This window comes from Aneurinibacillus sp. Ricciae_BoGa-3, assembly GCF_028421645.1.
Lineage (GTDB): Bacteria > Bacillota > Bacilli > Aneurinibacillales > Aneurinibacillaceae > Aneurinibacillus_B.
In genome coordinates this window covers 151,284-173,895 of the sequence record NZ_CP116887.1, presented here as the reverse complement: position 1 = coordinate 173,895, position 22,612 = coordinate 151,284, and the positions used below count along the sequence as shown (strand labels likewise).

The following is a 22,612-nucleotide window of genomic DNA, read 5'->3' as shown; positions in this document are numbered from 1 at the left end:
CTAGTTCAAGCTCCTGTGGCGGACGTTTCGCGCCCCTGACAGCGAGTTAGAAAATTGTGAAGCAGCTGCTTTCCATGTTCAGTCATAATGGATTCGGGGTGAAACTGTACACCCTCAACTTGCAGCGTGCGATGGCGCAATCCCATAATCTCGCCGTCAGCCGTTTCTGCCGATATTTCTAAACAATTCGGCAGGCTTTCCCTCTCTACAATCAACGAATGATAGCGTGTTGCCCGATAAGGTGAAGGGAGCCCCTCAAAAATGGTCCGTCCGTCATGGTGGATCGCAGAAGTCTTCCCGTGCATTAACTTCTCTGCCCTGATTACCTTTCCGCCGAAAACTTGAGCGATGGATTGATGGCCCAGGCATACGCCAAATATAGGAATTTTTCCAGCGAAACGCCGAATAGCCTCCAAGCTTATCCCTGCTTCATTTGGCGTGCATGGCCCCGGCGAAATCACAATGCAGTGAGGGTCCAGTTTCTCAATCTCGTCACATGTTATTTTGTCGTTGCGTACCACATGTAGTGCTTCCCCTAATTCCCCAAGGTACTGGACAATGTTGTACGTAAATGAATCGTAATTATCAATCATTAGAATCATTGCTCTTCTCCTCTCAACTTATACTTTGCTGCGCTCAACTTGGCTTAACGAAAGGGCTCGCCATAAGGCTTCAGCCTTCTTTAATGATTCATAATACTCCGCTTTTGGGCTGGAGTCAATCACAATCCCTGCCCCAGCCTGGACATAGGCTTTGCCATCTTTTGCAATAAGTGTCCGGATGATAATGTTGCATATCGCATCACCTGAGAAACCAAACAGGCACATAGAACCGGTGTAAGGGCCCCTCTTTACAGGTTCTAGCTCTTCAATAATTTCCATTGTCCGAACTTTAGGCGCTCCCGTAATGGTGCCCCCGGGAAATGTACTGATGATAGCATCATACATATCCTTACCGTCTGCCAGTTCACCAATCACATTTGAAACAATATGCATAACATGGGAATATTTTTCCACAACCATTAGCTCATTTACTTCAACTGAACCATACTTGCTAACCCGGCCAATGTCATTGCGTTCGAGATCAACTAGCATAATATGTTCCGCTGCTTCTTTCTCGTTCTCCAGCAGTTCTGCCACAAGTAAATTATCTTCTTCCCCGTCTTTTCCTCGCGGGCGGGTCCCGGCTATGGGCCTTGTGCTGAGGCTGTTGCTTTTAACCTGAATAAGAAGCTCAGGAGAGGCAGAAACCAGCTGAAATTCAGGAAACCGAAGCAGGCCCATATAAGGAGAAGGGTTTATCCGGCGCAAAATGCTGTATACCTGTTCTGCCGATACATCCATGGTTTTGGCTTGCCGCACAGACAAGTTTACCTGAAATACATCACCTGACGCTATATACTCCTGGATTTTGCGTACAGCTTCCTCAAATTCTGGTTGATCGAAGGACTTTTCAATTAAACGCTCCGCAGTGGAATCTACCGCCTGCTCCGCGAGCTGACTGTCAAAATCCGAAATTGCCTCCTTTAGCATCTGTTCCATGTAAGCAATTCGCTGTGCCCCTTCTTCGAAACCAGACAAACGCGCGTTCTCTCCCACATATACAATTAGATAAATGTCACCTGTCAGCTGATCAAAAGCATACAGTTCATCTGCCATCATCAGATAGACGTCCGGCAGTTCCAAATCATCCTTTGCCTTAATTGGTATTGCCTCATAATACTTAACCATATCGTAACTAAGATACCCAATCGCGCCTCCAGCCCAATCAGGCAGCGAGAAACCAGCAAGTTCGGATGAATGAGGTGAAGATGGATGGTCCATCCACTCCCGGATAATGGCCATCGGGTCTTGCTTACTTGTATAAGCTGGCATTCCGCTCACTTTAACCTGATTGTTTTTGATTTGAATGGTTTGTCCGGGGTTTGTGCCGACGTAAGTGTATCGGCCTGAACGGCCGCTTTCCATAATAAATCCGTAAGGCTGGCCCCTAGTAATCCTTACATATAATGACCATGGATCCACCGATGACGAGCTCACCTTTTCCCATACCGGCACACGCTTATACATTAGTAGCCACTTCTTTACCTGTTCCCGATTGTTTACCATGAATCCCCACCCTGTATTATGCAGTCTAGCCATGTAAGGCCTATCTAGTAAAAAGAATACTTTCTATTTATAAAAAAGAAAACCCTCTGGCGCATTAAATCGGCAGAGGGTTCTTATAAGAGGTATTACTCTTCGTCAAATTGATATAGCGGTGTGCTTAAATAACGTTCGCCGTTACTTGGAATAATGACCACTACATTTTTGCCAGGGCCTAATTCTTTGGCCAATTTGCGCGCGGCATGAATAGCTGCACCGGAAGAAATGCCGCAAAGAATGCCTTCCTGCTTGGCAACAAGACGGGCCATATCAAACGCTTCATCATTTTCAACCTGAACAATATCTGTGTAGATCTCAGTATTCAGTGTTTTTGGCACAAAGCCTGCACCGATACCTTGAATCTTATGAGGGCCTGGTTTTCCGCCGGAAAGAACTGGGCTTGAGGCTGGCTCCACAGCAACGATTCGAACATTCGGATATTTTTCCTTCAGCACTTCCCCAACACCTGATATCGTTCCGCCGGTACCAATGCCGGAGATGAACGCATCAATGCCGCCGATTTCTTCACCTTGGTCAAGAAGTTCCTTCCCAGTGGTTTCACGGTGTACTTTAGGGTTTGCCGGGTTTTCAAATTGCTGCGGCATAAAGTAGTCGTCGTGCTCATTAACGAGTTCTTCAGCTTTGCCGATAGCTCCTTTCATGCCTTCGGCTCCTGGAGTCAGAACAAGTTCTGCTCCGTAAGCGCGAAGCAGGTTGCGGCGTTCCATACTCATTGTATCTGGCATAACAAGCACTGCACGGTAGCCTTTGGCTGCAGCCACCATAGCAAGTCCAATTCCGGTATTACCGCTTGTAGGTTCGACGATTGTCATACCTTCTTTAAGCTTGCCGTCCTTTTCTGCGGCTTCAACCATGGAGAGGGCAATCCTATCCTTTACACTGCTGCCGGGATTGAAATATTCGAGCTTAAGATAAATGTTTGCTTCGTTTTCATCTGTAACTTTGTTTAGTTTCACAAGGGGTGTATAACCGATTAAATCGGTTATGTTTTGAGCTACCCGCATTTAAGTCCCTCCCACAATCCTGACTATGTCTATAGGATTTTATTTAAATTATACCAACTTCTTTTTTTTCAGTCAATTATAACTTCCGCGCCTCTGTTCGAAGTTCCTCTAATTCCTCTCTAGAAACATGGTAAACTTCCTTGCAGAACTGGCAGGTCATCTCCGCTCCATTATCTTCCTCGATCATGGCCGTAAGTTCTTCTTCCCCAAGGCTGATTAACGCTCTCTCAATTCGATCGCGGGAGCAGTGGCAGTCGAAAACTACATCATGTCGATCAAGAATGTTGGCTTCCTCGCCAAGCACCTCTTCTAGTATCTGCTCAGGCGTTAACCCTTCATCCACCAGTGTTGAAATTGGGCGGGTTGCAGCCAACCTGTGTTCAAGGCGCTTAATCATATCTTCCGGTGTATTTGGCAAAACCTGAATAATAAAACCGCCGGAGGAACGAATCGTATTGTCATTCTCAACATATACGCCCACACCGACAGAAGAAGGGGTCTGCTCAGACGCCGCAAAGTAATACGTGAAATCTTCACCTATTTCCCCGGAAACAATGGGGCTGCTACTCTGGTACGGTTCCTTTAAACCAAGATCTTTCGTGACGATGATTGTGCCGTCCTTTCCCACCACCCGGGCAACATCTAATTTTCCTTTATCGTTTAAATCATAATGCACATGTGGATTGGTGACATAACCGCTGACTTTCCCCTGTGTATCGGCGTGAACGACGACCTGCCCGACAGGTCCGCCACCGCGGACTACTATTGTTAAACGTTCTTCACCTTTAAGCATAGCTCCCATCATGGCGCCTACAGATAATGTTCTTCCTAAAGCTGCGCTGACTATCGGCCAGGTGTCAAGCCTGCGCTGTATTTCACGCAGCGTATCCGTTGTACGCACAGCAAATACGCGCAAAAAGCCGTCAAATGCTGTACCTCTCACCAGATAATCACTCATATTCTCTTCCTCCTCCATTATATCATGGTTAGTTTACCACAGTTAGCTGTGAACATTAAAAACCTGCCGCACATGACCAGCAGGTTGAAAGTGAAATACGATTATTTTTTATTTCGCTCATAAATAAGGCGGAGCCCTTTAAGGGTAAGCCAGGAATCTACCGTATCCACTTCCGCTGAATCGGTTTCTACAAGAGACGCCAGACCGCCTGTAGCGATGACCCGGGGATTGGATTTAGTTTCCTTCTTCATCATGCGCACAATGCCATCGACCTGCCCGATTAAGCCGAACACGATTCCGGATTGCATCGCGTGTATGGTGTTTCTGCCTATTACACTGGGCGGCTTCATTAATTCAATGCGCGGAAGCTTAGCTGCACGGCTGTAAAGCGCCTCTGTTGAGATGGATATCCCCGGTGCAATCGCTCCCCCGTGGTAGCCACCTTCCTCATCAATAAAACAGAACGTTGTGGCTGTGCCGAAGTCTACGATAATAAGCGGCGTGCCATACTCGTGGATGCCCGCCACCGCATTAACAATCCGGTCTGCCCCGATCTCCCGGGGATTATCCGCTTTTATTTTAAGGCCAGTTTTAAGTCCAGGGCCAATAACCATCGGCTTAAGGTTAAAATACTTCTCACACATTCTTTCCAAAGGCGAGATAAGCGGTGGAACAACAGAGGATATAATCGCCCCTTCCACCTGGTCAAAGCTAAGGCCCTTATCGGTAAAAAGGTTCTTTACCAGCATGCCGAATTCGTCATCCGTTTTCGTGCGGTCTGTTCCAATTCGCCAGTGCTGCGTTAACTCATTACCCTCAAAAACACCAAGCACAACATTCGTGTTCCCTACGTCAATTACAAAGAGCATGGTTCCCACCTACCGTTTTGTCTTGTTTAAATGCGCAGCAGGAATGCGGTTACATGGGCATCCATAGCTGCCTTTATCATGCCAATAATCAGTATAATACCGTTAAACCTCTAAAAAGTATAGTGAGAAAAACATCGTGGGCCATGCCGCTCTCTCCTTTCCCCTCATAGAAGTTTTTACGGCCGCTTTGTGGAACGACGGACGGACCAACATTAGGGAATCTTGGTCAGTTTCAAGCGTAAGCGCAGACAATGGCCCTAGATTCCTTTATACCGTTTAGGTGCAACATCTGGGTATCTCAATGATGGAGGCAGTTTGCCGGTCTTTTCGCCCTCTGTTCCACACGCTTCACAGGGGGAAGAAAGGTGCGGACATGTGCCTCACGATGTTTTCCTTGGGTGTCGGACCGGAGGTCCCATTTAAACAATCGCTCAAGGCACTTCAACACTGTGAAGCACCTAAACTATCCATATAAACAAAGAGAAAGGGACCCATCGGTCCCAGCAGAAATTAACTTTTATACTTTAAAGCAAAATATACTTTCTTGTATGACAAGAAAAAAGCCTCCATCAAGGAGGCTTAATGCTTATTCTTCCCGATTGGCTTCACTGTCGATCCCCGGATATGGCGGGGTATCGTCAGCCTTGCCTGTAATTTGAACCTTTACATCACCGGTTGTTGATTCTTTGCTAATATCTATTGTCTTGCCATTGATTTCGCCTGTCTCGATAATGCTGGCAATCTGCTCGGCATCCAGTGTTTCGTGTTCGAGAAGAGCCTGGGCGATTGCGTGCAGCTTATCAATGTGTTCAGTAAGGAGCTCTCTGCATCGCTCATAACAGTCGCGAATAATGGTTTGGATCTCCTGGTCGATTTGGCGGGCTGTTTCATCGCTGTAGTTGGGTTCTCTGCCAAAATCACGGCCCAGAAACACCTGTCCGCCCTGGTTGTTTCCAAACTGCATAGGCCCGAGGTTGGCGCTCATTCCAAATTCCATAACCATTCTGCGTGCGATGCTGGTAGCACGTTCGAAGTCGTTATGTGCACCCGTACTAATTTCCTTCAGGATAATCTCTTCTGCCACACGGCCGCCAAGCAGTCCAACAATTTTATCAAGCAGGTCAGACTTTGTCTGGAAGTACCGGTCTTCCCTCGGAAGCATAACGGTGTAACCACCCGCGCTACCACGTGGGATGATGGTCACCTTATGAACCATATCCGCATTCTTTAAGAAATAGCCGACGATTGTATGGCCGCCCTCATGGTAGGCAACAAGGCGCTTCTCATCCTCGCTGATCACGCGTGAACGCTTCTCAGGTCCCGCAATTACACGGTCAATCGCTTCGTCAACTTCTGTCATTTCAATTTTCTTCTTATTGCGCCGCGCCGCAAGAAGGGCCGCTTCGTTTAGAAGGTTTTCTAAATCAGCGCCTGTAAATCCAGGTGTGCGGCGGGCAATTACATCCAGCTTCACCTCAGGGGACAGCGGTTTGTTGCGTGCATGTACATGAAGAACCGCATCGCGTCCCTTGACATCCGGCCGGTCAACCGTAATTTGGCGGTCAAAACGTCCCGGACGCAGGAGGGCAGGATCCAGAATATCCGGCCTGTTTGTGGCGGCAATGATGATAATGCCTTCATTAGCGCCAAATCCATCCATTTCGACCAGAAGCTGGTTGAGCGTCTGTTCACGTTCATCGTGTCCACCGCCAAGCCCTGCGCCGCGCTGGCGGCCAACCGCATCAATCTCATCAATAAAAATGATACAAGGTGCATTCTTCTTCGCATTCTCAAACAAATCACGAACACGTGAAGCACCGACACCGACAAACATTTCAACGAAATCTGAACCACTAATGCTGAAGAATGGTACCCCGGCTTCACCTGCGACCGCACGGGCCAGAAGTGTTTTACCTGTACCAGGAGGGCCTACAAGCAGAACCCCTTTCGGAATACGGGCACCCAGTACGGAGAATTTACGCGGGTCTTTCAAGAATTCAACAACCTCAACCAGTTCAGCCTTCTCTTCATCTGCACCTGCTACATCGTTGAATGTAACCTTCTTCTTCTCGTCATTGTATAGTTTGGCTTTGCTCTTACCAAAATTCATCACACGGCTTCCGCCGCCCTGTGCCTGATTTAGAAGGAAGAAGAACAGAATGAAAATAATTACGAAAGGAATAATCGACGTAAGAAAAGTAAGCCAGACAGAATCGCCTTTTTGCTCTAAGTACTCTTCTCTATTTAGGTGTGCTTCTTCTATTTTTTTGATGAGATCGCCATTGTCATACAGGGGACCATTTGTATAGAAGAAGGAATTGTCTTTCATTTTCCCTTCGATATAATAAGTACCTCGATCAGGGCGAATCTTCAGTTCCGCAATTTTACCCTGGGCCAGGTCCTGTCTGAAAACATTGTAGGGTATTTTTGCTGTCTCCGTACCCTGGTTGGTGATGAAATTAAAAATCCCAACGGTTACCAAAATGATTAGCAGATAAAACCCTGTATTTCGAAAAAAACGATTCATTCCTTACCTCCTCTCGCGCTCAAAAACACCGTCATTATTTTACCATAGCACAACCTGCCCAACAACTTACCTATTTAGCTGTATATTTCGGGTTTTAGGATTCCTATGTAAGGCAGATTGCGGTACTTCTCGGCATAGTCCAATCCATAGCCGACCACAAAAGCGTCAGGGATTTGGAAGCCGCAGTAATCAGGGGATAGATCAACTGTGCGGCGGGCCGGTTTATCCAGCAGGGTCACTACCTTAACGGAGGATGCATTGCGGCGATCAATAACGTCAATCAAGTAGCTCAAGGTTAACCCGCTGTCAATAATGTCCTCTACAATAAGGACATCACGGCCTTCAACTGAGGTGTCCAGATCTTTCATAATGCGCACGACACCTGAGGATTTAGTGGAGGCTCCATAACTCGATACAGCCATGAAGTCTATCTCAAGCGGAATGTCTATTCTGCGGATTAAATCAGTCATAAACAGAGCTGCGCCGCGCAAAACACAAATAACGAGCGGGTTCTTTCCTTTGTATTCAGCAGAAAGAATACGTCCCAACTCGCGGACTTTTACTTGAATTTCATCTTCTGAAAATAAAACCTCTTTTATGTCATTTTCCATTCTCTGCTTGCCCTCCTAAGACATAAGCGACTATTCTACTGCAATATATAAAATGCCCTCCCCAACTGTATCGGGCAGATACTCATTCGAGCGCTTCACTCCAGGGATCCACAATATCCTGCTTTCATCAGTAATAATGGGCAATGTTGCTCGTGTGTTTCGCGGAATTTTCTCATCAATAAAAATATCCTTTACCTTTTTGCTGCCATCCATGCCCTTCACCGTCATCCGGTCGCCTTCGCGGCGTGTCCTTACGTATAGCTTACCCCTAATCTGAGAAGAATCAAACACCTCATACATACAGCTGGCCAGTTTGCCAATGGATTCATTCGTACCATAAAAGGCATAGACGGTACGGCCGATTTCCGGTATATATAACCGGCCTGGAACATTCAATGTGTACGTATATTCTCGGGTCTGATCGCCTGTTATGGATGAAAAAATGACCTGTTCGTATTCCCTGTAGACCTTCATCCCATCGGCCAGCTCAGTTTGCGCAGAAGGATGGCTTCCTTCGATCATTTTTCTTATTTTTTCGATGTGTATAAAACCCGCTTCATCTGGTTTATCCAATAGATAACTTAATATTAGTTTAATCATCCTCCTTTGTAAAGCAATGGGACAGCGAAGAAAGCCTGGACGCTGTATTATAATTTTATGCGGTTTTCTCTCGTCTATGATTAACCTTAATTGCGTCTCTGCCTGCGCCGTCATATAGGCATTCTCATCGCGAACCACTTCACTTAGGTGTAGAAACGAATTTGCCAGAGACGGATTCTCCTCTTTCATCAGGGGAATCAGGTTCAACCGAATTCGGTTCCGCAAATATTTCCCTTTAAAGTTGCTCGGATCCTGCCGGGGAATGATCGCATGCGCCTCACAGTATGCGTTAATTTCATGCCGTGTAATCTCAATCATCGGCCGAACGATTTCAACTTGGCCAACCATTCGTTTAAGGGGAATTCCGGCAAGCCCTTCTATGCCCGTCCCCCTGATAAGGCGTATTAACATGGTCTCTACCTGATCATCTGCCTGGTGTGCTGTTGCGATTTTTGTGTAGCCTTCATTCTCTGCAACGGTTTGCAAAAAGTCGTACCGGACTTCCCGGGCAGCTTCCTGTGTGCCCATTCCCGTTTCCTGCATAATTAACGGGACATTAATGGATTCCACATAGCAGGGAACATGGAGCATCCTGCACATCTGCTCCACATACAGGCTGTCTTCTACTGCATCCTGGCCGCGAAACTGGTGATTCAGATGGGCGGCGCCTACCTGCCAACCGTACTTCTTCCGGAGCGATGCTAATGCATGAAGAAGGGCAATGGAATCCGGTCCTCCAGAAACAGCTGCCAGGATTTTATCGCCCTCTGTGAATAATTGGTGGTCCTTAATCGTTTTTTCTAAGATATGCAGCAATTCATTCACCTTCATATCCTTACCGTATTATTGTATACGATAATTCGTTTTCGAAGTTTCATTTTTTTTACCTTCTTCATGCTACCTTATTATGCTGCAAAAAACGAGATCTTTGCAAATCATGCCTTCTTAGTTTTATTCTGTTGCTTAGCAGCGTAACAGCGCAAAAATAAAAAGGCAGGATGCCGGGCCCTTGGCACACTGCCTCGAAAAGTTTGTTTAACTTACGTATCTTGGCCTGTTGATTGAAGGCGCATTTGGTACGGGGATGGTTGCCCAGGCGGGAGAATACCGGTCAATTCTCGTTACCATGACAGTCATATCATCTATGATTTCGCCATAATGGTGGCGAATAACAAGCTCCAGCAGTAAGTCTGCTATCTCCTGTGGATCATTCGTCTTTATCTCCGCTATTTTCCGCTTCATCCACAGGTTTTTATTCTCCACATTACGCGCCGCGTCATAGATGCCATCTGTCATCATAATTAGCAGATCACCCGGCTTCAGCTGGCAGCTGACTACATCTACATCAATGTCGTCAATGATGCCAATCGGCAGATTGTTTGCCGAAAGAGGTATGACTTCGTTCCCCCTTTTTATAAAACTTGGCGTAGAGCCGGTCTTAATAAATTTTGTTTTGGCTGTGTGAAGATCCACTAGCGCAAGATCAACCGTTGCATATATCTCGTCTGGAGAGCGGAGGGACAATACGGTATTTACCGATTTAATGCTTAAGGTTTCCTCCATGCCGGATTCCAGCAGTTTCTCCAGCAAGTCCAATGTAGTAGAACTCTCAAGGTATGCGCGCTCCCCGTTCCCCATGCCGTCGCTCATGGCCAACGCCATCTTCCCGTTTCCCAGTTCCATAATTTTAAAGCAGTCGCCCGATAGAAGCTGCCCTCCTTTTGCAGCACCAGCTACTCCCGTTTCAATTTCAAATTCCTGAGCCGATCCCAGGCACATGGTACAGAAGCCATCCGCAAATGCCTGGCAGTTCTTTTCTTTTACAGTAATTTTTTCACCGACTATATCAGATAGCAGCGGAGCAATCACCTTAACGCATTCGTCACGCCCATTGCACGAAGGCTGGCTGATCTCAATATCTACTTTTCCTTCCTCAAGATTTAAAATATCTACATTACGTATGGAAAGCCCCATGCTCTCCAGAGATGACAGTATTTGTTCCTCTTGCAGGTGTAGATGAATCCCCTCCTTTTGCACTTCGCTGGCAAAATTCTGCATGACTCTTGAGACACCGGCGAGTTGATCGGCAACCAGCAGCCGGCTTTTCGCAATTTGTTTGTTAATGTCAGCCTGATTCTGCTGGCGGGCATACTCCTGTTCAATAACCTGGAATACGCGTTCTTGCTTAATACACTTCTTCAGCCAGTTTTTCGGTGCTGAATAAACCGTTATCTCCCCTTCCTCTTCCAGTGTCTTCATCATCTCGGTCATCTCCTGATACGTTGAGTCAAACTGTCTCTCCCAGCACTGATCTTTTTTCCAGCAGCGCTGGCACGTATGGCGGGTGACCTCACTTAAGAAATAATCCTGTTTTTTCTCGGTATCTGAGTGATCGCCTATCTGGGTGTTGAATGTATCGGAAAGCTGGGAGAATAACTTAGCGAATTGATTCATCTTGCCGGCCGTTACATCTCTAATACGCCTAAGGTACTGCTGCTGTGAATCAATATTCTCTTCTGTACCCGGGATAAAGGAGCCGATCCAGTTAAGAACCCCTCTCGGTGTAAGGAAGAACATCACGATCGCGCTCACTGTCTCGAAGGTCGACTGCATGATCTCACGCTGTTGGCCGACGTATACCGTTAAAATAGAGGAGCCTATTAAAAGCCCAATGCCAACTGCCAGTTTATTGCCCTCCCTCAGGAGTCCGGCAAGCAGGCCGGAAAAAGCAAGCAAGCTAATTTGATAAACCGCATCGATATTGGCCAGGCTTAACACCAGCCCTGTTACGACGCCTACCGCTGAGCCAACTGTTCCCCCGCCAACAGCCGCAAACAGCAATACAAGATATCGGGACAGTACGTTATCCACCGCAACATCTTGAATGAGCCACCCTACCGTTCCAGTCATTACGGAAGCCAGGAGGATAATTAAGCAGATAATTTCTTCGCTTTTCAGCTGGTTCCGGCTCCTTCTTGATGTAACGATTGGAAGCGCCTGCACAAAGATGAGCGTCAGAATAAGCCCAAGAACCGAATCAACTCCATTCATAAACAGTTGATACCATGAAAATTGGTTTGTGATGTAATCGGCGCCCATTCTGCTCAGGAGGACCGCGAGAAACGCTATAATCGGTGCATAGTTGATTTCTGACTTTTTTCTGTGTTCCATAAAACCCAGCATAGCCAGCGCGAGGGCGATTCCGAAAAAATTTGTGCCAGCGATTTGTATCGATTGAGTGGCTCCCCCCACAATAAGCGAAACGGCGATCAAGGCGAGTCTGTTTTTCTTTATAAAGAACATCACTGTGAAAAATGGAATGGAGAAAGGGGATAACTCCTGCAGAATCACAGCTCTCCCAAGCAGAAACCCCATCGCGACATGGAGAAGACTCCACTGATGTGAGACCACCCACATCCAGTCTCTTAATCTTGCACCTGCTTTATGAAAAGATTGTGCCGCCTTGTTGGTTGAAACGGATTCACTTGGAATCATGATCATTCGCCCCTTTCGTTTTGGTGATCCTTATTTAAACACATGGCAAAATGAAAATTTGTCAAAACAACGGGCGATGTTAAAAGAATTTTCCGACAAATTAATAATTTGATTTACATCCGGTCTAAAACAAAAAAAAGAAACAGAAGCGGTTGCCTCTATTTCTGCCCGGTGTCTGGCGTGAGGAAAATGACTTCCCCTTTTTTGGATAAAAGAAGATTTTTCCGGGCCAGTTCTCCAATATATTCGCTGTTATTGAGTTGTTTTACTTTTTGTTCCAGCTGTGATTTTTCCGCCTTCGCCACCTCTGCCTGGTGTGTTAGGTCGGACAGCTTACTTTCCTTGTCTGCCAGCTGTTTACTCTGGGAAAAGTATGTGAATGCGCCCCACACGACAAAGACGGCTACCACGAACAGCAGGAGACGCATTCGCCGCTTTAGCCCCTGGTTACCTGTTGAAGACACCTGCATAGCATCAAACACCCTTCACTGTTGTACGTTAGTTTACTCACATTCTCTTACGTTTTACCCAGTTCGTCAAGGCATTCTTCGCTCGCGCCCATAAGCGGGTAACCTGTAACCACTGCTTTTTCCCCGGCTGCCCCAGCCGCTTCCAGAGCATAAGGCCGAGCCAGCGAAACGGGCGGAAAAGCCAACCCGCTATTTTGAGCAGCAGTTTAGCGGTAAACAGCAGGATGGATACAACCAGCCGGTAAAGGGATACCAGAGGAACCAACACCAAATACTTCAGCATCATCAGGAGCCTTCCGTACAGCCATACAATAAGTGCAATCATTTTACCCAGCAGATATAAATAAGCAGGCTGCAGGAACAACAGATACGATATCGCCCCAATGGCTATACCGAGAAACACATAAATACGGACGATGCCTTCGTTTACCCGGAGGAGCGTGCCAAACACAAGAAATATACAGCTTACCCAGAAAAGAAAGTCGCACAGCCAGATTACCCACCCGGAAAGTCCGCTTTTTCTCTCCAGTGTACGGTAAGTATCGAACAGCATACCGATTCCCATGCCGCAAAACGCCATTGAAAGCAGCGTTAAGGCCTGACTTGTGATGGTCACCTAAATATCCGGCCAAATAACCCTTTAGCCCTCTCCCCCTGATAGGATTCATCGATGTATTCCATTCCGAATACCATACCTTCAATGGACACCTGTCCGTCTTCCAGGCTGAGGTTTTTCATGTGCAGGTTCTTCCCTTTTATCGTTAGAAAACCGCCTTCCGTCTGTAGCAGGAATTCCTCGTGGTCAAAACTTTCCACTTTGAGGACACCGGTTATGTCTAGCTTTTTCCGGTTAATCATGACCACATCATGACGAATGGTCTTCTTCGGCCCCGTCTCCATCATGGCACATCCTCCTTTTTTGTACCATGTTATGGCGGACAACTCTTATTTAGAACAAAAAAGGCGGACAGGTTACACAGCCTGTCCGCCTTACCCAGCTTACCAGATGGTTGCATCCGGCTCGCTTGCCTTTTCCCGGGCGAGGAACTCTTCTTTTATGATCGTATATAGCGTCGCCGCCTCGTCTTTTTTTGAGGTATCGAGCAGTTTCTCTACCCGTGCGGTTACTAGCTTATTGCCGTACCGTACAGCAAGTTCGTCCCCTACTTTTACTGTTGAGCTCGATTTCGCGGTAATGCCGTTAATGCTGACGCGTCCCTGGTCACATACCTCCTTGGCCAGCGTGCGCCGTTTAATCAGCCGGGACACTTTAAGAAATTTATCCAACCGCATATCTTCTCCTCCTTTTCCTATTCGTTTTCCTTTTGCAGTTGCTTAGCTTCTTCCCACCAGGCATCCATCTCATCAAGCGTTGCATCCTTGGAGGTCTTTCCCGCCTCATGCAGCTTGCGTTCAATATAAGAAAAGCGAAATTTAAACTTGCGGTTTGTTAAAGCAAGGGCTTCCTCCGGGTCAATTCTCATAAAACGGGCGAGGTTGATAATGACAAACAGCAAATCACCAAGTTCTTCCTTGCGGTGTTCATCTGTCTGTGCTTCCCGCAGTTCTTCCCACTCTTCCTTTACCTTATCATACAAGTCCGTAATCGTTTCCCAGTCAAATCCGAACTCAGCTGCTTTCTTCTGAAATTTATAGGCGCGGGAGATAGAGGGCAAATCCCGGGGAACGCTGTCCAATACAGAGGAAAATTCCCTGTCCACTCCCTTTGCCTTCTTTTCCTCGCGCTTGATATCCTGCCAGTTAAGCAGCGCTTCCTCCGCAGACTCCGCTTTCCGCTCTCCAAATACATGTGGATGCCTTCTGATTAATTTCTCATTTAATGTCTGGACGACATCATACACGGAGAAATAGCCATCTTCCTCGGCCATTTCCGCGTGAAGCATGATTTGAAGAAGCAGATCACCCATTTCCTCGCACATAGCGTCCGGGTCCTCATCATCTATGGTCTCAAGCACCTCATAGGTCTCCTCAATAAGGTTTTTTCGGATAGATTGGTGGGTCTGCTCACGATCCCAGGGGCATCCTTCTGGACTGCGAAGGATTCGAATGATCTCTTTTAAACGCCAAAATTGTCGATTTATAACGTTATCTTGCATCGTTTGCGGTACAAAAAGGGTAGTCAGATTCGTGAATTCATCATAACGGTCCAATTGGTATAGTGGAATGGAATGGATTTTCTCTTCCCCCGCCACTCCTGCGGCATTAACAATGGTCACAGGGTACTCATCCGGGTACACTTCCATCAGCGTAAGCTTCACATCAGAAGCGACAAACCGGTCATAAACCTGACAGATAAGCGTATGTATGCCTGGCTGAAGCTGCTCCGCACGCAGGCTTGTCGCATCGAGCAGCGCGAATCCATCTGCAGGATCCATATACAGCGCAGTAAAAATTGGATCCAGAAAGCTTTGTCCGCCTTTAATATCCACGACGATTCCTAATTGCGGAGCTCTCTGCAGCAAAAGCTGCACCGTTTGCTCCGCAACAAGCGGGTGCCCTGGCACCGCATAGACAATTTCTTCATGCTCGGATGCCAGTTGTAGAAGCCTTGCTGCAATGTCTTCATATACGTCCGGAAACTGATCGTGGGCTTCATATACTTCGTCAAAACTTTTATAAGCGACCCCTTCAGCCGCGAGCTCAGCTGCAGCAGGATGATGATCAGTGCGCATGTACAAGTGCTGCGCATTTTTTAACGTCTTATATAAACCGAGCGGTAGGCCTTCAAGGCTGCCAGCTCCCAATCCCATTACCGTAATTTTATGCAAACGGAAAATCCCCTTTCAAGATTAATCGTGCAACAGACGCAGTCGTGTTAAGAAAGGGATCAGCTTTCTGCCAGCTGAAGTACCTTCAAGATCGGTTCGGCTTACTGTGCCGGAAACAAACAGAGCAATTCCATACATGGCGACCCCTGCAGTAACAGCTGCTACACTGACAGCTGAATAATAGAGGCGTTCGGAATGTATCCAATCTACGAGAACCTGTTCAGATGCCCGCATCGCAACGAAGGCAGCCAGCCCCATCATCGCTACTGCTAAAATTGGCTTCACAAAAAAGCGTTTCGCACTAAACCGCATGCCGGTATAAGCGAATATCGCGTACAAATTTAAGAGAGCAGATACAGCAAAAGCGGTTACGGTAGAGAAGGCCGCTCCAGAAATCCCCCAGAAAGGTATAAGTACCAAATTTAAAATAATCTTCAACAAAGCCCCAAGCGCAAGATTGCGCACAGGAAGAAGAATTCGTCCCATACCTTGCAGAATGCCGGATGATGTAATGCCTAAAGTGGAAAAAATGGTTGTGAAAGCCAGCACAATAAGCGTTGATGTGCCGCTTTCGTTTTTATAGAGCATAATGTTAACAGGTCCCGCTACCACTGCCAGCCCTACGGAACAAGGCAGTCCAATAAGAAAAGTCAGTCGAAGGGCCAGTTCAGAACGTGAGGCGATGAGTCGGTGCTGGCCGCGCGCCCGTGCTTCCGCAATAGCAGGTACAATCGAAAGCGAGAGTGCGGTTGCGAAAAAGGCACCAAATTGTACAAGCGGCTGCCCGCGATCAAATATGCCCTTCAGGTTGTAAGCATCCTGCTGGCTGAACCCTCCGTACAGAAGCATATTCACAACAGTGAAAGAATCAGATAACTGCATAAGCGGCAGGACAAGTGAGCCCATACAGATCGGAATGGCATAATAAACAATTTGCCGGATAATACTTCCGGTACTTTCTTTTGCATATGAACGGTTGTCATCCGTCTTACTTTTCATGGTCTCGTGCTCAATGCGCCGGTTGCGTCTAAGATACAGCAACATGATGCAGAAGGAAACCAATGCTCCCGTGACAGCTCCAAAAACAGCGCCGGATCCGGCAAGATACACATCCCCGGTCGTTTTCATAAAATAGTATGCCAGAATAATAATGGTCATAACCCTAACAAGCTGTTCAAAGATCTGGGACACGGCTGTGGGCATCATATTATGGTGTCCTTGAAAATAGCCGCGCATCGCTGCCATTATCGGTACCAGCAATAATGCAAAGGACACGCTCCGGATTGGCATCGTCAGCCTGGAATCCCGCATCCACGCTGCAATAACAGGTGCACCGATCCACAATAAAATAAAAAAGAACACCCCGGTTATACTGAGTAGCACAGCAGCCACAACAAAGATGCGGCGGGCGCCGTTGGCATCACCTACCGCGAGTTTTTCCGCCACCATTTTGGATATAGCGATAGGGAACCCAGCTGTCGCAAGAATGAGCAGGGCGCTATACAACGGGTAAACCTGCGTGTATACATAATACCCTAAATCTCCTGTAATATTTTGATAAGGGATGCGATAGACAACCCCTAACATTTTCGATAGAAGTGCTCCAGCGGCAAGTATTGCGGCCCCCTTAACAAAAGATGCACCCTGTTCTTTGGACACACTATTCCCCCCTCTCCTTAAAACTATCGAAATTATAACATAAAAAGAACCCTCTCCATGAAAAAAAGCTTCCCGACAGAGACCCTGCGGAAAGCTTTTATATTACTGCTCCATCTGTTTAGCCAGGAAGCCGGCAGCTGTCTCTGCCATCTTAAGCTCAAGTTCTCCCATGGACTGATCATTTCGGTTCAGCAGGATGACGGAGCCAATTGGATCCCCGCCCGCAATAATCGGTGCAACAACATAGGAAGAAAACTGCTCATCATGGTCTCTTATGACTTCATAATTTCCGGCATTGGATTCCAGCACCGGTTTTCTTTCTTCCATGCAGTTCTCCACAACTTGGCCGACCGATTTATCCATGTAGTCCTTCTTGGATGCACCGGAAACAGCGATAATGGAATCACGATCACTAATTAAGATAATATGATTAAGGTTTTCATACAGGGATTCGGCATATTCCTTGGCGAAATCGCCTAGCTCCCCAATTGGAGAATATTTCTTCAAAATGACTTCTCCATCTCGATCCACAAAGATTTCCAATGGGTCACCTTCTCGAATCCTCAGGGTGCGTCGGATTTCCTTAGGAATAACCACACGCCCCAGGTCATCGATACGGCGAACAATTCCAGTTGCTTTCATCTTGTTGCCTCGCTTTCTTTGGAGTAATCTCATGACTGCAACTAACTTGTTTGTAGTATTTATCCCCAACACGGAGAATATTCACCATCATGATATACATTATTCCTACCACAAGAAAGAGCTGTTCCTACTGGAGGAAGCAGCTCTTAGGTACAATTATTTTTTTGCCGGCTGCTGTGCAGGAGCCGGCTGGCTGCCAGATGGAGCCTGGCTGCTTGGAGAAGGTGCAGGTGCCTGTCCAGGTGCTGGCTGGGCAGGTTGCGCTGGTTGGGCTTTGATCATGGATGCAGGAATATTCGATTGCTTAATAAGGGTTTTGACATTCTTATCCAGGAATTGCGACTGCTTGTCCTGAGCCATATACATTTTAATTTGCTGCTTCACCTGGTCATACGGCTGAACGGTCCGTTTTTCCACGCGAATAATGTGATAGCCATATTCGGTTTCTACCGGGTCGCTAATCTTATTAAGCGGAAGGGTCATAACTGCCTGCTTAAACTGCGGAACTGTGCTGGCAATTTGCATATCCTTGTACAGTCCGCCATTCGCCTTGCTTCCCGGATCGTCTGAGTTCTGCTTAGCCAGCGCGGCAAAATCAGCGCCGGATCGAAGTTCCTTCAGAAGATCGTCGGCCTTCTTCTTCGCATCTGCCTTTGAACGGCCCTTCGTATCATCAATTAGAATGTGGCGTACGTCAGCTGTTGTGAGCTGGCCAGAAGCCTTAATTTCTTCATATTTTTTCCTCATATCAGCATCTGTGATGTCTTTAGAGAAGTACTGTTGTACCTTCGACTGCTGGAGGAAGAAGTCCTTTAACTGCTGTTCGGTCACATTCTTAGAAGCATAATAATTCTTCAGGTCCTGCGTTTTCAGAGACTGCTGGGTAAGCGTCTTGAACTGATTGAAGTTCTTGTCAGCCTGCTGCTTAATTTCAGATGTCTCCGGAACCTTTGCGGCAACGTAATTGCTCATTACCTGATAATTAAGGACAAATTGAAGGGTATCTTTCTTGCCGGCATCAATTTCCTGGGCAAGCGTAGGATCACGAAATACCGCTTTTAAAGCGTTGATAAAACTTTTATATTGAGTCTCAGTAATCTGTCCCCCGTCATATTTGGCTACGATGTTTTCCTGTTTCTGTGGTGTACCGCCGCAGCCAGCGACCAGGGCGGCGACAAGGCCCAATATTAACATAAAGGACCAGATTCGCTTATTTCGCAACATTGGATGGTTCCTCTCTTTCCTTGTCCTTATTCAACTGTTCAAACTCCTGAAGAAAATCTTCCATAAGAAGGATAGCTTCTTCAGGTTTCAATCCCTTAACTTTAACAGTTATGGCTACCTGCTGTCCAGTTTTGGAAACACTGATTCTGCGCTGGAACTTCGATGTCAAATCGAAAATCCGGCTCCAGTCCACCGCAGACGTCCGGTCTTCGTGGAACAGTATTTTAATGTCCTGGTCTTTCTGCGAAATCTCCACAATTCTATTGCGAATCGCATACGCACGGAGACGGGCAACATACAGTAGATTTTCCACGCTTTCCGGGAGCGGTCCGAAACGATCCTGCATTTCTTCTCGCAGCTCCTGGATCTCCGCCTGCGTACTTACAGCGGCAAATTTCTTATACATTTCAATTTTCTGCTTGCCATCCTGGACATAGTCAGAAGGAATGAATGCATCGATTGTAAGAGAGATCTCAGGCTGTATCTCTTCTTGCTTCTTTGGTTCGCCTTTTAATTCTTCGATGGCTTCTCTCAACATTTCACTGTATAAGTCAAAGCCGACAGAGGCAATGAAACCGTGCTGCTCAGCACCAAGCAAATTGCCGGCTCCGCGGATGGATAAGTCCCGCATGGCGATTTTAAACCCTGATCCCAGTTCAGTAAACTCTTTGATAGACTGGAGCCTTTTCTCCGCAACCTCCGTAAGTACCTTGTCACGCTGGTACGTGAAATAAGCATAAGCAATTCTATTGGATCGTCCGACACGGCCGCGCAGCTGATACAACTGAGAAAGACCCATCCGGTCGGCATTTGTAACGATAAGCGTATTTACATTCGGGATATCCACACCCGTTTCAATGATGGTGGTACTCACCAGCACGTCGGACTCCCCTTCAAGAAAGCTGAGCATAACGGATTCCAGTTCCGTTTCGCTCATCTGCCCATGTGCGATAACTACCTTCGCTTCCGGAACAAGCATGCGGATTTGGTCGGCCATTTTTTCAATGCCTTGCACCTGATTGTATAGAAAATAAACCTGCCCCCCACGGGCCATTTCGCGCTCGATGGCCTCCCGCACAAGTGCACCGCTGTACTCCATCACATACGTTTGCACCGGGAACCGGTTTTCCGGCGGGGTCTCAATAACAGACAGGTCACGCACCCCCAGCATAGACATATGCAGAGTCCTTGGAATTGGTGTGGCTGTTAAGGTGAGAACATCCACATTTGTTTTGAGCCTCTTTAACTTTTCCTTATGTGTTACGCCAAAACGCTGTTCCTCATCGACAATTAACAACCCAAGATCCCGAAAAACCACATCCTTGGAAAGCAGGCGGTGGGTACCAATGACAATATCCACGGTTCCTGCTTTGATTCCTTTTATCGTCTGGGTCTGCTCCTTCTTCGAGCGAAAGCGGCTGATTACTGCAATATTTACCGGATAATCGGAAAAACGTTCTCTAAATGTTTCATAGTGCTGCTGTGCCAAAATCGTGGTGGGCACAAGCACGGCAACCTGCTTCCCGTCCATGGCGGCTTTAAAGGCAGCGCGGATGGCAACTTCTGTCTTGCCGTAGCCCACATCTCCGCAGAGCAGGCGATCCATAGGACGCGGAATTTCCATGTCTGCTTTGATTTCGCTAATGGCCCGCAGCTGATCCTCTGTTTCTTCATAAGGAAACATCGCTTCAAATTCCCGCATTTCATCAGAGTCCCGGTTAAAGGCATAGCCCTTCGCCTCCTGGCGCGCGGCATACAGCTTAATTAAATCCTGTGCGATGTCCTGTACGGATGCCCGGACGCGGCTTTTTACCTTCTTCCAATCGCTTCCGCCCAGCTTGTAAATTTTTGGTTCCTTTTCCTCACTGCCGACATATTTCTGCACCTGATCGATCTGCTCAATTGGCACATACAGCTTGTCGTTGCCTGCATATTTAATATGAAGATAGTCTTTATGAATACCATTAATATCAAGGGTTTCAATCCCAAGATATTTTCCTATTCCGTGGTTCACATGAACAACGAAATCCCCAACCGCAAGCTCCGTATAACTTTTAATCCGTTCTGCATTGCTTAAATTGGTGCGCAGTTTAGATGCTTTCCGTTGTTTTTTGGTGAAAACTTCGCTCTCTGTTACGACGACGAGATGCTGAATCGGCAGCTCAAAACCGGTCTGCAGGTTCCCGAGTGTTATGACAGGCCTGCCGCTCTTAATGGCTTCTTCATTATTTAAAACAATATCGGCCTCGATCTGATAATCTTGAAAAACTCGCTCCAGCCTGCGCGCCCGCTCTTCATCCGCAGCGCAGAACATAACCGTGTAACGATACTTCTTCCATCGTTCCAGTTCGGCTTTCAGCACGTTCATCTGGCCATGGAAATTCTGCATCGTTTTACAGTTGAAGTTTACGATATTTTGCGGATTTGTTTTGTGTACTTGGCGCAGGAATAAGGAGATGTGCAAAATCGGCCGCTTTTTCGGTGCAATGATGGAGTCGAGCGGATAAGAAATTTGAACATCCGGCACAAACTCACCCTCCTCAATAAGGGCTATTTTCCACTCATTCTCATCCTTATCGATTTGGGCAGCCGCCTCCATAATGCGAGAAGGCTCATCCACAACCAAAAGCGGTGCTGTCCCCATATAATCTAGCAAACTATGCTGCTCAGGATAGAGCAAAGAGCTGTATTTATAAAGGCCAGGGAAGCTTGTTCCAGACTTTAGCTTTTCTATCTCTGCGCCAACCTTTTCAACAATTTGTTCCTTAACCTGGGCATCCCGGATTTTTTTGAGGGATTCGCCCATTACCTGTTCGAGCCGTTCGGAAGCTTTTATAAATATTTCCCTTCCCCCGAAAAACTCGCGGGCCGGTCCTATTATAATTTCACTCATCTTCTCAACTGAACGCTGGTTGCTAATATCGAACGTTCTGATAGAGGAAATCTCCACATCAAACAATTCAATTCGTACCGGGTGATTCATATAAACAGGAAAAATATCAATAATTCCGCCGCGGACGCTCAACTCCCCCCGCGCTTCCACCATCTCTACCCGTTCGTATCCAAGCGCAACCATCTTCTCCAGAAAAAGCTCCAGATCAATTTCCTCTTCAACGGCCAGCTTAATTTGCGCTTCTTTCCACTGCTCGACAGGTACAACCGGACGCCGAATTCCGGCATATGGAATAATGAGTACACCACGCCTGCCCTTGGCTAGCTCGTTCATTACCTCAATTCGCTGGCTTAGTGTTTCAGGGCTTGCAACCGATACTTCGGAAAGCACCAGTTCGTTAGCCGGATATAGCCACAGCCTGTCGGACGGGATAAGCTGATTCATATCATCGTAAATCTTCTGCGCTTGATACATGTTATGGGTAACGATTACAATAGAACGGTCAATTTTTTGATAAACCGCAGCGAGAAAAAGCTGGCGGGCCGAACCGCTTAATCCAGACGCGAGTTGCTCGCGCAAGCCTTCGCGGTAGCCGCTTACAATCGCCTGAAATTCATCGTCCGCGAAAAATCTCTCTAGTAATCCCTGCACTCCGACTCCTCCTCTCTGTTCCACTTCACAAATGAAAAATAAGCCTTAGCACATA

18 protein-coding genes are annotated in these 22,612 nt (G+C 47.0%); all 18 read right to left on the bottom strand.

All coding sequences use genetic code 11. The features are described 5' to 3' along the window. Positions 1-5: 5 nt before the first annotated feature. The 18 genes from pabA to mfd all read right to left on the bottom strand — a co-directional run bounded on the left by pabA (position 6) and on the right by mfd (position 22,557). Positions 6-602: an aminodeoxychorismate/anthranilate synthase component II gene (gene pabA, locus PP175_RS00890; RefSeq protein WP_272441046.1), complete on the bottom strand. Its 597-nt coding sequence runs from the start codon at positions 600-602 to the stop codon at positions 6-8. Between the two features lie 18 nt (positions 603-620). Next, complete coding sequence (locus PP175_RS00885; RefSeq protein WP_272441045.1) at positions 621-2,108, bottom strand: anthranilate synthase component I family protein; 1,488 nt, start codon at positions 2,106-2,108, stop codon at positions 621-623. 125 nt (positions 2,109-2,233) lie between these two features. Continuing rightward, positions 2,234-3,169: a cysteine synthase A gene (cysK, locus tag PP175_RS00880; protein WP_272441044.1), complete on the bottom strand. Its 936-nt coding sequence runs from the start codon at positions 3,167-3,169 to the stop codon at positions 2,234-2,236. A gap of 76 nt (positions 3,170-3,245) precedes the next feature. Beyond that, entirely contained in the window at positions 3,246-4,127 is an 882-nt protein-coding gene (hslO, locus tag PP175_RS00875) for an Hsp33 family molecular chaperone HslO (protein WP_272441043.1), read from the bottom strand. Between the two features lie 101 nt (positions 4,128-4,228). After that, positions 4,229-4,996 carry a type III pantothenate kinase gene (locus tag PP175_RS00870; protein WP_272441042.1) on the bottom strand — a complete coding sequence of 256 codons (768 nt, stop codon included), beginning with the start codon at positions 4,994-4,996 and terminating at the stop codon, positions 4,229-4,231. A 586-nt stretch (positions 4,997-5,582) separates the two neighbouring features. Then, positions 5,583-7,523, bottom strand: coding sequence for an ATP-dependent zinc metalloprotease FtsH (ftsH, locus tag PP175_RS00865; protein WP_272441041.1), 1,941 nt, complete (start codon positions 7,521-7,523; stop codon positions 5,583-5,585). A gap of 74 nt (positions 7,524-7,597) precedes the next feature. Further along, the gene (hpt, locus tag PP175_RS00860) at positions 7,598-8,134 is read right to left on the bottom strand and encodes a hypoxanthine phosphoribosyltransferase (protein ID WP_272441040.1); all 537 of its coding nucleotides are present in this window, start codon (positions 8,132-8,134) and stop codon (positions 7,598-7,600) included. 30 nt (positions 8,135-8,164) lie between these two features. Then, positions 8,165-9,559 carry a tRNA lysidine(34) synthetase TilS gene (gene tilS, locus PP175_RS00855; protein WP_272441039.1) on the bottom strand — a complete coding sequence of 465 codons (1,395 nt, stop codon included), beginning with the start codon at positions 9,557-9,559 and terminating at the stop codon, positions 8,165-8,167. Between the two features lie 210 nt (positions 9,560-9,769). Further along, positions 9,770-12,229, bottom strand: coding sequence for a stage II sporulation protein E (spoIIE, locus tag PP175_RS00850; protein WP_272441038.1), 2,460 nt, complete (start codon positions 12,227-12,229; stop codon positions 9,770-9,772). Between the two features lie 158 nt (positions 12,230-12,387). Continuing rightward, entirely contained in the window at positions 12,388-12,699 is a 312-nt protein-coding gene (locus PP175_RS00845) for an FtsB family cell division protein (RefSeq protein ID WP_272441037.1), read from the bottom strand. A gap of 37 nt (positions 12,700-12,736) precedes the next feature. Beyond that, a complete protein-coding gene (gene yabQ, locus PP175_RS00840; protein WP_272441036.1) occupies positions 12,737-13,315 on the bottom strand; it encodes a spore cortex biosynthesis protein YabQ in 579 nt (192 codons plus the stop codon). Further along, positions 13,312-13,602: a sporulation protein YabP gene (gene yabP, locus PP175_RS00835; protein ID WP_272441035.1), complete on the bottom strand. Its 291-nt coding sequence runs from the start codon at positions 13,600-13,602 to the stop codon at positions 13,312-13,314. Before yabP ends, yabQ begins: the two co-directional genes overlap by 4 nt. Positions 13,603-13,698: 96 nt before the next feature. Continuing rightward, a complete protein-coding gene (locus PP175_RS00830; RefSeq protein WP_272441034.1) occupies positions 13,699-13,992 on the bottom strand; it encodes an RNA-binding S4 domain-containing protein in 294 nt (97 codons plus the stop codon). A 17-nt stretch (positions 13,993-14,009) separates the two neighbouring features. After that, positions 14,010-15,470: a bifunctional methyltransferase/pyrophosphohydrolase YabN gene (gene mazG, locus PP175_RS00825; protein WP_272443144.1), complete on the bottom strand. Its 1,461-nt coding sequence runs from the start codon at positions 15,468-15,470 to the stop codon at positions 14,010-14,012. Positions 15,471-15,509: 39 nt separating this feature from the next. Then, positions 15,510-17,147, bottom strand: coding sequence for a putative polysaccharide biosynthesis protein (locus tag PP175_RS00820; RefSeq protein ID WP_272441033.1), 1,638 nt, complete (start codon positions 17,145-17,147; stop codon positions 15,510-15,512). A 102-nt stretch (positions 17,148-17,249) separates the two neighbouring features. Continuing rightward, positions 17,250-17,789, bottom strand: a complete 540-nt coding sequence (gene spoVT / locus PP175_RS00815; RefSeq protein ID WP_272441032.1) for a stage V sporulation protein T — start codon at positions 17,787-17,789, stop codon at positions 17,250-17,252. Positions 17,790-17,945: 156 nt separating this feature from the next. Continuing rightward, entirely contained in the window at positions 17,946-19,013 is a 1,068-nt protein-coding gene (locus tag PP175_RS00810) for a peptidylprolyl isomerase (RefSeq protein ID WP_272441031.1), read from the bottom strand. Next, positions 19,000-22,557 carry a transcription-repair coupling factor gene (gene mfd / locus PP175_RS00805; protein WP_272441030.1) on the bottom strand — a complete coding sequence of 1,186 codons (3,558 nt, stop codon included), beginning with the start codon at positions 22,555-22,557 and terminating at the stop codon, positions 19,000-19,002. The genes PP175_RS00810 and mfd overlap by 14 nt, the downstream gene beginning before the upstream one ends. Between the last annotated feature and the right edge of the window lie 55 nt (positions 22,558-22,612).

Excerpts from the sequence above, each read along its gene's own strand:
- spoVT (WP_272441032.1), bottom strand. The coding sequence starts at position 17,789 with ATGAAAGCAACTGGAATTGTTCGCCGTATCGATGACCTGGGGCGTGTG.
- spoIIE (WP_272441038.1), bottom strand. The coding sequence starts at position 12,229 with ATGATTCCAAGTGAATCCGTTTCAACCAACAAGGCGGCACAATCTTTT.
- hslO (WP_272441043.1), bottom strand. The coding sequence starts at position 4,127 with ATGAGTGATTATCTGGTGAGAGGTACAGCATTTGACGGCTTTTTGCGC.
- ftsH (WP_272441041.1), bottom strand. The coding sequence starts at position 7,523 with ATGAATCGTTTTTTTCGAAATACAGGGTTTTATCTGCTAATCATTTTG.
- pabA (WP_272441046.1), bottom strand. The coding sequence starts at position 602 with ATGATTCTAATGATTGATAATTACGATTCATTTACGTACAACATTGTC.
- PP175_RS00885 (WP_272441045.1), bottom strand. The coding sequence starts at position 2,108 with ATGGTAAACAATCGGGAACAGGTAAAGAAGTGGCTACTAATGTATAAG.
- mazG (WP_272443144.1), bottom strand. The coding sequence starts at position 15,470 with ATGGGATTGGGAGCTGGCAGCCTTGAAGGCCTACCGCTCGGTTTATAT.
- cysK (WP_272441044.1), bottom strand. The coding sequence starts at position 3,169 with ATGCGGGTAGCTCAAAACATAACCGATTTAATCGGTTATACACCCCTT.
- PP175_RS00870 (WP_272441042.1), bottom strand. The coding sequence starts at position 4,996 with ATGCTCTTTGTAATTGACGTAGGGAACACGAATGTTGTGCTTGGTGTT.
- hpt (WP_272441040.1), bottom strand. The coding sequence starts at position 8,134 with ATGGAAAATGACATAAAAGAGGTTTTATTTTCAGAAGATGAAATTCAA.
- PP175_RS00810 (WP_272441031.1), bottom strand. The coding sequence starts at position 19,013 with ATGTTGCGAAATAAGCGAATCTGGTCCTTTATGTTAATATTGGGCCTT.
- yabP (WP_272441035.1), bottom strand. The coding sequence starts at position 13,602 with ATGATGGAGACGGGGCCGAAGAAGACCATTCGTCATGATGTGGTCATG.
- PP175_RS00830 (WP_272441034.1), bottom strand. The coding sequence starts at position 13,992 with ATGCGGTTGGATAAATTTCTTAAAGTGTCCCGGCTGATTAAACGGCGC.
- PP175_RS00845 (WP_272441037.1), bottom strand. The coding sequence starts at position 12,699 with ATGCAGGTGTCTTCAACAGGTAACCAGGGGCTAAAGCGGCGAATGCGT.